Origin of the sequence: Streptomyces tateyamensis (assembly GCF_003205575.1) — a bacterium.
Taxonomy (GTDB): domain Bacteria; phylum Actinomycetota; class Actinomycetes; order Streptomycetales; family Streptomycetaceae; genus Kitasatospora; species Kitasatospora tateyamensis.
Genome location: NZ_PYBW01000041.1, coordinates 47,357 through 58,708 on the forward strand (window position 1 = coordinate 47,357; position 11,352 = coordinate 58,708).

14 protein-coding genes are annotated in these 11,352 nt (G+C 71.3%); 5 read left to right on the forward strand and 9 right to left on the reverse strand.

Features of this window, described 5'->3' with window-relative positions:
- Positions 1-255: 255 nt before the first annotated feature.
- Complete coding sequence (locus tag C7C46_RS13545; protein ID WP_110669228.1) at positions 256-1,269, reverse strand: YihY/virulence factor BrkB family protein; 1,014 nt, start codon at positions 1,267-1,269, stop codon at positions 256-258.
- 191 nt (positions 1,270-1,460) lie between these two features.
- Here C7C46_RS13545 and C7C46_RS13550 point away from each other — a divergent pair, with 191 nt between their 5' ends.
- Both C7C46_RS13550 and C7C46_RS13555 read left to right on the forward strand, forming a co-directional pair.
- Complete coding sequence (locus C7C46_RS13550; protein ID WP_110669230.1) at positions 1,461-1,961, forward strand: hemerythrin domain-containing protein; 501 nt, start codon at positions 1,461-1,463, stop codon at positions 1,959-1,961.
- Between the two features lie 143 nt (positions 1,962-2,104).
- On the forward strand, positions 2,105-2,374 hold the full coding sequence (locus C7C46_RS13555; RefSeq protein WP_110669232.1) for a hypothetical protein: 270 nt from the start codon (positions 2,105-2,107) through the stop codon (positions 2,372-2,374).
- Positions 2,375-2,486: 112 nt separating this feature from the next.
- Here the strand turns inward: C7C46_RS13555 and C7C46_RS13560 are convergent, their stop codons facing one another.
- From C7C46_RS13560 to C7C46_RS35000, 5 genes are all read right to left on the reverse strand, one after another.
- A complete protein-coding gene (locus tag C7C46_RS13560) occupies positions 2,487-3,446 on the reverse strand; it encodes an SDR family NAD(P)-dependent oxidoreductase (RefSeq protein WP_110669234.1) in 960 nt (319 codons plus the stop codon).
- 62 nt (positions 3,447-3,508) lie between these two features.
- Positions 3,509-4,693 (reverse strand): zinc-dependent alcohol dehydrogenase, encoded by a 1,185-nt coding sequence (locus C7C46_RS13565; RefSeq protein WP_110669236.1) that lies wholly within the window; start codon positions 4,691-4,693, stop codon positions 3,509-3,511.
- A 99-nt stretch (positions 4,694-4,792) separates the two neighbouring features.
- A complete protein-coding gene (locus C7C46_RS13570; RefSeq protein ID WP_110669239.1) occupies positions 4,793-5,302 on the reverse strand; it encodes a CinA family protein in 510 nt (169 codons plus the stop codon).
- A gap of 81 nt (positions 5,303-5,383) precedes the next feature.
- A complete protein-coding gene (locus C7C46_RS13575) occupies positions 5,384-5,644 on the reverse strand; it encodes a DUF4235 domain-containing protein (protein ID WP_110669242.1) in 261 nt (86 codons plus the stop codon).
- Positions 5,645-5,826: 182 nt separating this feature from the next.
- Positions 5,827-5,997, reverse strand: a complete 171-nt coding sequence (locus tag C7C46_RS35000) for a hypothetical protein (protein ID WP_181442339.1) — start codon at positions 5,995-5,997, stop codon at positions 5,827-5,829.
- Positions 5,998-6,580: 583 nt separating this feature from the next.
- Between C7C46_RS35000 and C7C46_RS13580 the strand changes: the two genes are divergently transcribed.
- On the forward strand, positions 6,581-6,886 hold the full coding sequence (locus tag C7C46_RS13580; RefSeq protein WP_425470062.1) for an ATP-binding protein: 306 nt from the start codon (positions 6,581-6,583) through the stop codon (positions 6,884-6,886).
- Positions 6,887-6,968: 82 nt separating this feature from the next.
- Here the strand turns inward: C7C46_RS13580 and C7C46_RS13585 are convergent, their stop codons facing one another.
- The 3 genes from C7C46_RS13585 to C7C46_RS13595 form a co-directional block, all read right to left on the reverse strand.
- Positions 6,969-7,865: a SigB/SigF/SigG family RNA polymerase sigma factor gene (locus C7C46_RS13585; RefSeq protein ID WP_110669247.1), complete on the reverse strand. Its 897-nt coding sequence runs from the start codon at positions 7,863-7,865 to the stop codon at positions 6,969-6,971.
- 273 nt (positions 7,866-8,138) lie between these two features.
- Complete coding sequence (locus C7C46_RS13590; protein WP_110669250.1) at positions 8,139-8,582, reverse strand: ATP-binding protein; 444 nt, start codon at positions 8,580-8,582, stop codon at positions 8,139-8,141.
- Between the two features lie 137 nt (positions 8,583-8,719).
- Positions 8,720-9,100, reverse strand: a complete 381-nt coding sequence (locus C7C46_RS13595; RefSeq protein ID WP_110669252.1) for an STAS domain-containing protein — start codon at positions 9,098-9,100, stop codon at positions 8,720-8,722.
- Between the two features lie 229 nt (positions 9,101-9,329).
- On the opposite strand from C7C46_RS13595, the gene C7C46_RS13600 reads away from it, so the two are divergent.
- Together C7C46_RS13600 and C7C46_RS13605 are read left to right on the forward strand one after the other, a co-directional pair.
- Positions 9,330-10,238: an MEDS domain-containing protein gene (locus tag C7C46_RS13600; RefSeq protein WP_181442340.1), complete on the forward strand. Its 909-nt coding sequence runs from the start codon at positions 9,330-9,332 to the stop codon at positions 10,236-10,238.
- The gene (locus C7C46_RS13605; protein WP_110669257.1) at positions 10,235-11,182 is read left to right on the forward strand and encodes a sensor histidine kinase; all 948 of its coding nucleotides are present in this window, start codon (positions 10,235-10,237) and stop codon (positions 11,180-11,182) included. The genes C7C46_RS13600 and C7C46_RS13605 overlap by 4 nt, the downstream gene beginning before the upstream one ends.
- Positions 11,183-11,352 lie beyond the last annotated feature (170 nt).

Sequence of the window (11,352 nt, forward strand, 5' to 3'; positions counted from 1 at the left end):
TCCCGCCACCGGGAAGCAGCGGGTGCTCTACCACCGCCGCCGAATGGACGCTCCGCGCCACTACGACTGACGCGCCGCTGAGTACGGCTCGGCCGGGCAGTGCCGGATGCATGTCGGCCGCAGTCCGGATGGTCAACGGGGCGGCCGCCGGCCCGGGGTCTGCTCTGCTTGGCCTCCTGCGGTGTCACCGGCTGCTGTCCGACCGGGGGCGTTCACGTGGCTCGGTTCAGGGGGAGCGGGCGGGGACCCAGCGGGTCAGGCGGCGCCGTCACTGCCGGGGGGCCAGGTGCTGGTGTCACGGGGCTCGACGTACGGTTCTTCGTCCGGCGGGAGGCCACCCTCGATGGCTCGCTCCCGGGCGAGTTCCGCGTCGAACTCGAGGCCGAGGAGGATCGCGAGGTTGGACAGCCACAGCCAGACGAGGAAGACGATCACGCCCGCCAAGGTCCCGTAGGTCCGGTTGTAGGAGCCGAAGTTGGCTACGTACAGGGCGAATCCCGCGGAGAGCAGCAGCCACAGCAGGACCGCGAGGACGCTGCCCGGCGACACCCATTTGAACCCGCGTCCACGGACGTTGGGAGCCGCCCAGTAGAGAATGGCGATCATCAGGGTGACCAGAACAACCAGGACGGGCCATTTCGCGATCGCCCAGACGGTCAACGCGGTGGAACCGAGGCCGACCACGTCCCCTGCGCGCTGGGCGAGGGGGCCGGTGAAGACCACTATGACCGCGCTGGCGGCGAGCAACACCGTCATCAGGATGGTCAGGCCGAGCCGCAGGGGGGTGATCTTCCAGACCGGCCTGCCCTCACGGATGTCGTAGACGGTGTTGGAGGCACGGATGAACGCGGCGATGTAGCCGGAGGCCGACCACAGCGCGCCCGCCAGCGCGACGCCCGCGACGACACCGCCGGTGGTGTGACTCTGCTGGAGCTGGTGGACGGAGGTCGTCAGGATGTCGCGCGCCGGCCCGGGAGCGAGTTTCTCCAGATTGCTGAGGACGCGGTCCGCGGTAGATCTTCCGATCAGTCCCAGGATCGACACGAGGACGAGCAACGCCGGGAAGATCGCCAGCACGCTGTAGTACGTCAGCGCGGCTGCCCGGTCGGTCAGCTCGTCGCCCATGAACTCGCTTCCGGTGCGGCGCAGCACTGCCAGCCAGGAATGGCGCGGAACCTCTGTCGGGCTGTCCGGCGCCTCTTCCATGGCCTCCCGCCGCTGCGCCTGCTCGATGTCGCGGTCGGGGTCCTTGTCGCGGTGTGCACCCATGCCGGGCGTCTATCCGCTGAGACCTCGCGCAACCGCGGATCAGTCCGGGCATCGGATCCTTCTTCACACCGAGGAGACCTGGGCATCGCACGGCTGCTGGAAGGCACCCGTTCAGCCGATCGTGGGCATGTATCAGGCACTCACGGGGGACACGAGGCAGAACAGCCCGCTACCTACTGGAGGGAACCCCTGTGTCCACCGACGCCATCGTGCTCCTCAAGGAAGACCACAAGAACGTCCGCCACCTCTTCCGGGAGTTCGCCGCCGCCGGCGACAACGCCCGTAAGACCAAGGCCGACCTGGTGAGCCAGATCCTGGAAGCCCTCACCGTGCACACCTACATCGAGAACGAGGTGATGTACCCGGAGGTGCGCAGGCTCGTCCCCAGCCTGGAGAGCGACATCCTGGAGTCCTACGAGGAGCACCACGTCGCCGATCTGCTCTGCGCCGAGCTGGCCGCGATGAATCCCGAGGACGAGAGGTTCGACGCCAAGACCACCGTGCTGATCGAAAGCGTCACCCACCACATCGAGGAGGAGGAGGACGACTGGTTCCCCAAGGTCCGCGAGGCACTGGGCCGCAAGGAGCTGCAGGAGATCGGTGCCCGCCTGCTCGAGGCGCGGGCGAAGGCTCCCCGCCGGCCGCAGCAGCCCAGCGCACTGAAGAAGGCAGCCGACGCGATCCTCTCCTGACAGGCCCGCACCCCGGTGCCCTGATCGGGCGCCGACGTTTGCGGGCGGCGCTGCGGGTCACACGCTCGCTGCGGCGAACGCCGGGCCAACCGAGCCCGGCTGCCGGAGCCGGGTGGCGTACCGGCGGTGGGACGGAGAACATCATGGTCATGGCCGACAGTGCGCTTCCTCTGAGCCACGACGCTTTCTACCTCGACGCCACCGCCCGCATGTTCGGCTGGCACGTCACACGGGAGAGCGACGAGACGCTCGTGCTCCGCCTGACCGACAGGCGACTGCGCGCGTTGTTCTGGCACGACGGCGGGTTCCGTTTCGCGCGTGCCACGGGCCCGGGAAGCGGGGACGTGGAACTGGGACTTCGGGAAGTGCTCGACGTACTGGAGGAGTACGGGACGGCGCAGCCGACCCAGTAGTCCGCCCGCAGTCCGTTCAGCCAAGCCCAGCCCCGCTCAGCCCAGCCCCGCTCAGCCCAGCCCCGCTCAGCTCAGCTCAGCTCAGCGCCGTTCAGCTCAGCTCCGCTCTGCGTCAGCCGTTCCGGCGAGGCTCCGCGAACCGCGCGCCGGCCCGGTCCCCGAGGGCGGTGACCCACGCCGGCAGGCCGGACTGCGCCGCCGCCTCGGCGCCCCGGACGTCGTGGCTCGGCCGGTCACCGGCGGCGGGGAGGGCACGGGCGACCAGGCCGAGCAGCCGGGCGGTGGTGGCGGGCGCCAGCCCCTGGAGCCGGACCCCGACCTTAGCCGCCGGGGTCAGGACCAGCTCGGGGCGGCGGCGCTCGGCCGCTCGCACGATCGCGCGGGCGGCGCGCTCGGCGTCCATCGAGAGCAGTGGCATGGAGGCAGCGGCGGCGAACCAGCGGTACTCGGCTCCGGGTCGGCCGTGGAACCGTGCGGCGGTGTGCGAGCCGGTGCGCATCAGTCCTGGCAGGACGGTGGTGACGCTGACGCCCGTTCCGGCCAGCTCCGCCCGCAGCCCCTGGGAGAAGCCCGCCGCGGCGAACTTGGCGGCCACGTAGGGCAGCAGGTGCGGGGCGGGGATCCGGCCGCCGACCGATGAGACGGCCACCACCGTTCCGGCGCCGCCGGCCCGCAGGTCCGGGAGCGCGGCCAGGGTCAGGCGCAGCGGCGCGAAGTACATGGTCTCCATGGCTTGCCGGAAGTCCTCCTCGCGCAGGGCTTCCAGCGGGCCGACCTGGATGATCCCGGCGCTGTTGACGAGGATGTCGAGCGGGCCGAACCGCTCGTGCACCGCGCCCAGGAGCCGGCCGGGAGCAGCAGGGTCGGTGATGTCGCAGCTGACGGAGGAGACGTCGGCGCCGTCGGCTCGCAGCCGCCGCTCGGCCCGGGCCAGAGCCGGCTCGTCGCGCGCGCAGAGCATGACGCGGCTTCCGTGGCGGGCCAGTTCCCGTGCGACGAGCAGGCCGAGCCCGCGGGAGGAACCGGTGACCAGGGCGGTGCGGTTCGCGAAGCGGTGCGGTCGTGCGGTCATGGTCCACTCCCCGGGGCGAGGCTGCCGTCGGTCGGGTGCTCAGAACTTGTCGGGTGCTCAGCTCAGGGCTTGAAGAGCACCTTCACGGCGCCGTCCTGCTTCTTCTGGAACATCTCGTACGCTCCCGCCGCGTCGCCGAGGGGGATGTGGTGGGTGGCGAAGGTGTCGACGCCGAGCGGGTCGCCGTCGGTGAGGAGCGGCAGGATCTCGTCGACCCAGCGGTGCACGTTGGCCTGCCCCATGCGGAGTTGGATCTGCTTGTCGAACATGGTGAGCATCGGCAGCGGGTCGCTCTGGCCGCCGTAGACGCCCGAGAGGGAGATCGTGCCGCCGCGCCGCACGATGTCGATGGCGAGGTACAGGGCGTGGAGCCGGTCGAGCCCGACGTGTTCCATCATCTTGGCGGCCAGCGCGCTCGGCAGCAGGTTGGTGACCTGGGCGGCGAGTTTGGCGCCGGGCGAGCCGTGGGCCTCCATCCCGACCGCGTCGATGACGCTGTCCGGGCCACGGCCGTCGGTGAGGTCACGAATGACGTCGCCGAGGTCCCTGCCCAGCTCGTTCAGGTCCAGGACGCGCACGCCGCGGCTTCGGGCGCGCTCCAGGCGCTCGGGAACCAGGTCGACACCGATCACCTGGCCCGCGCCGCGGTGCAGGGCGATCCGGCAGCTCATGTCGCCGATCGGCCCCAGGCCCAGGACGACGAGGCTGCCGCCCTTGGGCACCGCCGCGTACTCGACGGCCTGCCATGCCGTGGGCAGCACGTCGGAGAGGAAGACGAAGCGGTCGTCGGCCGGGCCCTGGGGCACCTTGATCGGCAGCGTGTTGCCGAACGGGACGCGCAGCAGTTCGGCCTGCCCGCCGGGGACCTGCCCGAAGAGCTTGGTGTAGCCGAACAGGGCGGCGCCGCTGCCGTACTCCCGGACCTGGGTGGTTTCGCACTGCGAGTGCAGGCCCTGTTCGCAGGTGTGGCAGGTGCCGCACGAGACGTTGAAGGGCACGACCACGCGGTCTCCGACGCGCACCGCCGTGACGTCTGCTCCGATCTCCTGGACGATGCCCATGGGTTCGTGCCCGAGGATGTCACCGACGTCGAGGAAGGGACCCAGCACCTCGTAGAGGTGGAGGTCCGAGCCGCAGAGCCCGGTGGTGGTCACCTTGATGATCACATCGGTCGGATCCTTGATGACCGGATCGGGAACGGTGTCGACGCGTACATCCCGCCTGCCGTGCCAGGTCAATGCCTTCATCGTCACTCCTAGGTAGAAGGCGGTGCGCGAGTCTCCTTCGGGCGTGTCTCCACATCCGGGTTCGTGAAACGGGGAGCGTTCCGCAGCGCGACGACCGCGTCATCCGGATGGCCGCAGCTGGTCGCGCAGCAGTTGGAGCGCGCCGACGACGGCTGCCTCCCGGATGCCGTCGCGGTCCTCGGTGCCCGGGCAGACCTGGACCGAGGTGGTGGCGTGCGGGGTGGCGACGGCAACGAAGACGGTCCCGACGTCCTGTCCGTCCTGCGGAGCGGGGCCGGCGACGCCCGTGGTGGCCAGGCCGTAGGTCGCGCAGGTGAGCTTCCGGATGCCCTCCGCCATCTGGCCGGCGACTTCGGGATGGACCGCGCCGACCCGGTCGAGGAGCGCCTCGTCGACTCCGAGGAGCCGTTTCTTGAGGTCGGTGGAGTAAGCGATGAGGCCGCCGGCGAAGGTGCTGGTGGCACCGGGCGCCTCGCTCAGCGCCTCGCACAGGCTGCCGCCGGTCAGCGACTCAGCAGCCGCCATGGTGTGGCCGACGGTGCTCAGCGCACGGGTTATCTCACGCGTCAGGGTTCCTGCTCGGTCAAGCCGTGGCTGTGAGGCTCCCATCGTGACTCCCCAAGGCTGCTACCCCCAGCTGCGGAGGGGCTGGGGGACCTGTACTCGTTCCGACCTCGCTGCAGCCGTTCGTCAGTCGGGCCACCTGCCGGTCAGGCGGCGGGTGCCGGCGGCTCCGCCGCGGTCGACCGCGGCCTTGACGAGAGCGAAGATCGCCCCCTGCAGAGCAGCCGCAGTCAGTACCTCCGTCCAGCTGCGGTCCTGGTCGGTGGGTTGGGGTGTGTCCTCCCCGTACCCGACGAGAGCCCACAGGCGCTTGAAGACCGCGCTCGCGACAACGCCGCCGAGGGCGCCGATCACGAGTCCGAGTGGCTTGTAAGGGATCTTGATCATCGCGACTCCTGCCGTGGGGCCGCCGCCTCTCGGCGGCTGAAGTGCGCCTGTCCGAAAAGGCGAGGAGCAACCGCTCGCTGCCGCCGGTCGTGCCAGATGGCGGCGGGACCGGCGTGCCCGGCGGCAGGGAGGCACACGCACCGCAGCCGATCGGCCTCCTCGGCGAGTGTGGAACGGTCGCTTCAGACGCTCTGGCGTGCCGTGGCGGCGCGCCGTGTGTGGTGCCGGGTGAGCCGGTGTCGGGCGATGGCCGCCTGTGACAGGCGCACCGAGCCGCGGGCGGGTCGCAACCCGGCAATGACGAAAACGGCGGCGAGAAGCAACGGCGCTGACAGAAGAACCAGGACGGGCATCATTGGACTCCTCACGCAGGTGGTCGGGCACTATTCGGTGGGCGTACCGGGGGCAGCCGCAGTCGCGCTCGCCGACATCTCGTACGGCGGCGGCGGAGTCAGGACTTCGCTGCCTTCGCTCGATGGCGGCCGACTGTGTCGACCGACCGGGCCGGGGAGCGGTGGCGGGCCGAAGAGGTCGGATGGGCCAGCGTCACGCCGGCGGCCAGCAGGAGCGGAACGATCAGAAGAATCATGACAGTCATAACCGCCTCCGCTTCGTTGGCCGGGTGTGGAGATCGCTTGCCCGGTGACGGGGCGCCCAATCCCGGCCATGAGGAGGAACGTTCGTGGCCCCGTGGGCGCCTCTCGAACTCCCTCCGCTCCGCGCAGGGTTACGAAAACAGCGAAGGGTAGGCGACCTGTACCAACGCGGACGGAGGACAAGGTCATGGGTGAGATGTCGATGAGGGCGACGGGCTGGGCGCGTTCCTTTCCCGTCAGTGGCGGCGTCCGGGCGGGCCGGCTGTGGACGCGGCAGCACCTGGACTCCCTGGGATGGACGGCGCGAGCACCCGAGACCGTGGACGCGGTACTCCTGACCGTGTCCGAACTGATCACCAACGCCCATCTGCACGCCGGCAGCACCGCGAACCTCGTCCTGGTGTGGGACAACCGCTGCCTGCACGTCAGCGTCCACGACTCCTCCAGCGCCATGCCCGAGCCCCGCACGCCCGACGCCACCACCCCGAACGGACGCGGGCTCGGCCTCGTGGAGGCACTCGCCGACACCTGGCAGACCCGCCCCCAGTCCGACGGGAAGACGATCACCGCCTGTTTCTACCCGCCCGACCAGCCCGACCCGCACGCGGGCGAGGCTGACGGGACGCCGTCGCCCGGCAGCCGGTGAGCTGCCGGGCGACGGTGGGAAACCTGGCGGGTGGAGGAGACCGGGAAGAAACGACCGGCCGGGGGTGCAGAACTCGTCGTGCTCAGGACTCGTCGCGCAGCAGTCCGGAGCGCAGAGTCGCGAGGGCGCGGGTCAGCAGGCGGGAGACGTGCATCTGGGAGATGCCCAGCCGCTGCCCGATCTGGGCCTGCGTCAGTTCCTCCCCGAAGCGCAGCGCGATGATCGTGCGGTCGCGCTCCGGGAGGGCTGCGAGGAGCGGCTTGAGGGTGTGGAGGTCCTCGAAGCGGGTGAGGCGGGTGTCGTCGAAGCCCAGACGCCGGGTCAGGGCGCTGTCCGGCGAGTCGGTTTCCAGCTGCATGTCGAGCGAGCCGGCGGTGTAGCCGTTGCTCGCGGTGAGACCCTCGACGACTTCTTCCTCGCTCACCTCCAGCCGGGCGGCGAGTTCGGTGACGGTGGGCGCCCGGTCCAGGACCTGCTCCAACTCGTCGGTCGCCTTGGCCAGGGACAGGCGCAGTTCCTGCAGGCGGCGGGGAACGTGCACGGCCCAGGTGCTGTCGCGGAAGTGCCGCTTGATCTCGCCGATGATCGTGGGCAGCGCGAAGGTGGTGAACTCCAGGCCGCGGTCGGGGTCGAAGCGGTCGATGGCCTTGATGAGGCCGATGGTGCCGACCTGGACGATGTCGTCCATCGGCTCGGAACGTGAGGCGAACCGTCGCGCCGCGTACTTGACGAGCGAGATGTTCAGCTCGATCAGGGTCGCGCGGACGTAGGAGTAGTCGGCGGTGCCCTCCTCCAGCCGGCTCAGCCGCGTCAGCAGGGCGCGGGACAGCTCGCGGGCATCGGCGGGGGCGACTGCGCTGGGATCGTCGATCCGGGGAATGTCGTCCGACCGCGCGGAGCAGGCAGCTGCGGTCTCCGACGACGTGGTGGTGTCGCGAACGGTCTGGGGGTCGGTCAGCAGAGCGCGGGGCGCCGTCATGACGTTCCTTCCGTCGGGTGTCGTCGTAGGTGCGCCTCTACCCCTATCACTGCGGAGGATGCGCATCCAAACACCAGGCGGCCAGGTATGTTCACGTATGTCCGTTATATCGGCTGGAATGTGACCCGATTTCGACACCCCCGCCGAAATTTCCCCAGGCTCGGTGATGTGGCCTACATCTCGCCCGACATAGACCGTGCCCGAGGACGCCGCAGCGCGTCGGCTGCGGCGGCCTGCACGCAGGAGCGCGCCTTCAGCCGGGCGCGGGTGGAGTCATGGCATGCGGGGGCGAGAGGTGTCGATCTCCAGCCAGACCGACTTGCCGTCGGGGCTGCTGTCGGTGCCCCAGCGGTCGGCGAGCTTGTCGACGATGTGCAGGCCGTGACCTCCCGGCAGGTCGGGCCGGCCGGGGGAGCGGGGGCAGGGAACGCCCGGCCCGCCGTCCCGGACCTCGACACGCAGCCGCTCGGGGCTGGCGTGCAGAAGCAGCTCGTGGGCACCGCCGGCGTGCAGGACCGCATTGGCCAGCAGCTCGCTGACGAGCAGCAAGACGTCCTCGCCATCCTGGATGTGCCAGTCGTCCAGGGCCCGCCGGGTGAATTCCCGCCCGAGGGTCACCTGGCCGCGCACGCCGAGCAGCCCCAGGCGCCTGACCTGCCCCCCGGGCGGCAGCCCCGCCGGCCCCGCCCCGTGGGGAAGCCGCTCGTCGCTATCCATCTACCATTCCTCGCAGATCCGTCGCACAAGAAGAGAGCGGACTCGAACCGCTGGAGAACGGGCGCCCGCAGGAGAACGGGTGCCCGCAGGACGCCGCTGAACACCTCCGGGCGTCCGCGGGCGTCCACCCGCCCGATTCAGAGGCTGTGCAGCGCGTCGGCAACGGTGGCGCACCGAGGGAAGACCTCGGTGGCTCCGGTGAGCTCCAGCAACCGCATCACCTGGTCGGGAACGGCGGCGAGCCGCAGCACCTTTCCAGCGCTCTGCCCGGTCAGCCGGGTCTGCAGCAGCAGGTTCAGGCCCGAGGAGTCGCAGAACGTGACCGCGGCCAGGTCGACGACCAGCACCGGAGCGGGCGAGGCCAGCGCCTCGTTCAGCAGGACCCGCGCGGCATCCACGGTGTCCAGGTCCAGGGCGCCCTCCAGGCGGCACACCACTGACCCCGGCGCATCGCCGACTGCCACCGGCTCGGAGGGCGCAGGCCGGTCGACTGCGCGGTCGTCTCCCTCGATGTTCATCCTGTCCGTGCCTTCCTCGGCGTTCCCGGAGGGCAGCTGCCCCCCGGGCGAGACGATACGGTCAAGACGCACCGGGCGGTAGCGGGGCCCGGGGGATCCGCTACCGTGCGCCTGCCGCGCCTCCTCACGCCGGGGCCGGGCACCGGCCGATTCCCCCTTCCCCTCCCCTTCCTCGCCGGACCCGTCGGTCTTGTAGGCTCAGCGTCACTGCCGAGCCGAGGAGGAGTTGGTGACCCGGAGGACGCAGGGTCAGCCGCAGCCGCCTTCGCGCCTGGGCGAGCACCTGTGCCGCACCTACGCCGACGACCAGGAGCGAGCCCAGCAGGTGAGCGCACTGGTCCGCGACGGGCTCGCGCGCGGCCAGCGGGTGCTGTACTACGCCGACACCCAGCCGACCGAACGGGTGGCCGACCAGCTGCGCGCCGAGGTGGCGGAGGCCGGTGCCGCTCTGGAGCGGGGGCAGTTGAGCGTGGAGAGCACTGCCGACGGCTTCTTGCGCCGCCTGCCGTTCGACCCGGACCTGATGATCGCCCGCCTGCGGGACAGCTGCCAGGAGGCCGTGTCCCAGGGGTGGGCGGGCCTGCGGGTCATCGGTGAGATGGACTGGTCCACCCGGCAGGTGCCCGGCGCGGACCGCCTGCTGGAGTACGAACTGCGCCTGGACGCAGAAGTCCTGGAGGACCTTCCGGTCACCGGGATCTGCCTCTACTCCCACCACGCCGTCACCCGTGCCCCAGCGGCGCTCGCCGCCGCCGCCCACCTGGACGGCGCCGACCCCGCCGACTCCGCCGTCACCCGCTACGCGGCGGGCGGCACACAGCGGGCCCGCGCGGGGTTGGCCGCGCTGCCGCTGCGCCCGGGCAGCGGGGTGCGGCTGGTCGGCAGCGCCGACCTGGACAGCAGGACGGCACTCGCCGCGGTCCTCACGGCCGCCACCCGCATGCCGGCCTCCGTGGTGGACGTGGACCTGAGGGACGTCGACTACGTCGACGCGGCCGGCACCGCCGTGCTGGCCGACACCGCGGCGGTCCTGGCCGGTCAGGGCCGCCGGCTGGTCCTGCACCACGCGCCCCCCTCACTGGGCAGGGTGGCGGAGATGTTCCCCGACGAGTGCCGGGACCTGGAGATGACGGCATGACCGATACCGCGAGTTCTCTCGTCCCCGTGGGTTCCTTCGTGCATCCGGCGCTGTTCTACCGCACCACCGAGGAGTACGTGGACGCGGTCGGCTCCTTCGCCCACGCCGCCCTGGCCGCCGGGGAGCCGTGCCTGATCGCGGTGCCGGGCACCCAGCTGGAGGCCCTGCGCCCGGCGCTGGCCGATGCCGCGGACCAGGTCGAGCTGGTCGACATGACGGTCCTGGGGCGCAATCCCGGGCGGATCCTGGCGGCCCTCCAGAGCTTCGCCGACCGCCACCCCGGCCGGGCCGCGCGGATCGTCGGCGAGCCGATCTGGGCCGGGCGCACCCACGCGGAGATACTCGAAGCCACCCGCCACGAAGCGCTCATCAACAGCGCCTTCGCCCACCGCGGTGCCACCATCCTGTGCCCCTACGACGTCACCTCCCTGCCCGAGAGCGTCGTCGCGGACGCCCGGCGCACCCACCCCACCATCTGGGACCAGGGCGAGGACCTGGCCAGCCCGGCCTACACCGACCCCGCGGCGGTCTGCGCCGACTGCGACCTGCCGCTGCCCGAACCCGCCGGCGCCACGGTGCTGGTCTACGCCGCGGGGCAGCTGGCGCAGGTGCGGCACCAGGCCGAGGCCTGGGTCCGGGCCACCGCCCTGACGCCCGCGCGCCAGGGCGACCTGATCCTCGCCATCGGCGAAGCCACCGCCAACTCCCTCGCCCACGGGGGCGGGAGCGGCACGCTGCGGCTGTGGACCGCGGAGAACGCCGCCGTGGTCGCCGAGATCCGCGACGGCGGACACCTGCACGACCCCCTCGCCGGCCGCAGCCGACCGCACCTGGCCTCAACCCATGGGGGCCGAGGCCTGTGGATGATCCATCAGCTCTGCGACCTCGTCGAAATCCGCGCCGCTGCCGACGGCCTGACCTTGCGTCTGCACGTGACTCCCTGATCCCCGTCCGGACGGGGGGACCCGATCGGGTCCGGTGCAGTCCGCTCTGAGCGCGGCGCTGTGGCGACCGGCTCGGGCAGTCCCGGACTGGTCCTCAACGGCCGGCTCCGGAGCCACCGCAGGCCCCCTCATGCCTGCCCAATGCCCAACGCGGCGAACGAAGGGCGGGG

Excerpts from the sequence above, each read along its gene's own strand:
- C7C46_RS13545 (WP_110669228.1), bottom strand. The coding sequence starts at position 1,269 with ATGGGTGCACACCGCGACAAGGACCCCGACCGCGACATCGAGCAGGCG.
- C7C46_RS13555 (WP_110669232.1), top strand. The coding sequence starts at position 2,105 with ATGGTCATGGCCGACAGTGCGCTTCCTCTGAGCCACGACGCTTTCTAC.
- C7C46_RS13560 (WP_110669234.1), bottom strand. The coding sequence starts at position 3,446 with ATGACCGCACGACCGCACCGCTTCGCGAACCGCACCGCCCTGGTCACC.
- C7C46_RS13565 (WP_110669236.1), bottom strand. The coding sequence starts at position 4,693 with ATGAAGGCATTGACCTGGCACGGCAGGCGGGATGTACGCGTCGACACC.
- C7C46_RS13570 (WP_110669239.1), bottom strand. The coding sequence starts at position 5,302 with ATGGGAGCCTCACAGCCACGGCTTGACCGAGCAGGAACCCTGACGCGT.
- C7C46_RS13575 (WP_110669242.1), bottom strand. The coding sequence starts at position 5,644 with ATGATCAAGATCCCTTACAAGCCACTCGGACTCGTGATCGGCGCCCTC.
- C7C46_RS35000 (WP_181442339.1), bottom strand. The coding sequence starts at position 5,997 with ATGCCCGTCCTGGTTCTTCTGTCAGCGCCGTTGCTTCTCGCCGCCGTT.
- C7C46_RS13585 (WP_110669247.1), bottom strand. The coding sequence starts at position 7,865 with ATGACGGCGCCCCGCGCTCTGCTGACCGACCCCCAGACCGTTCGCGAC.
- C7C46_RS13590 (WP_110669250.1), bottom strand. The coding sequence starts at position 8,582 with ATGGATAGCGACGAGCGGCTTCCCCACGGGGCGGGGCCGGCGGGGCTG.
- C7C46_RS13595 (WP_110669252.1), bottom strand. The coding sequence starts at position 9,100 with ATGAACATCGAGGGAGACGACCGCGCAGTCGACCGGCCTGCGCCCTCC.
- C7C46_RS13605 (WP_110669257.1), top strand. The coding sequence starts at position 10,235 with ATGACCGATACCGCGAGTTCTCTCGTCCCCGTGGGTTCCTTCGTGCAT.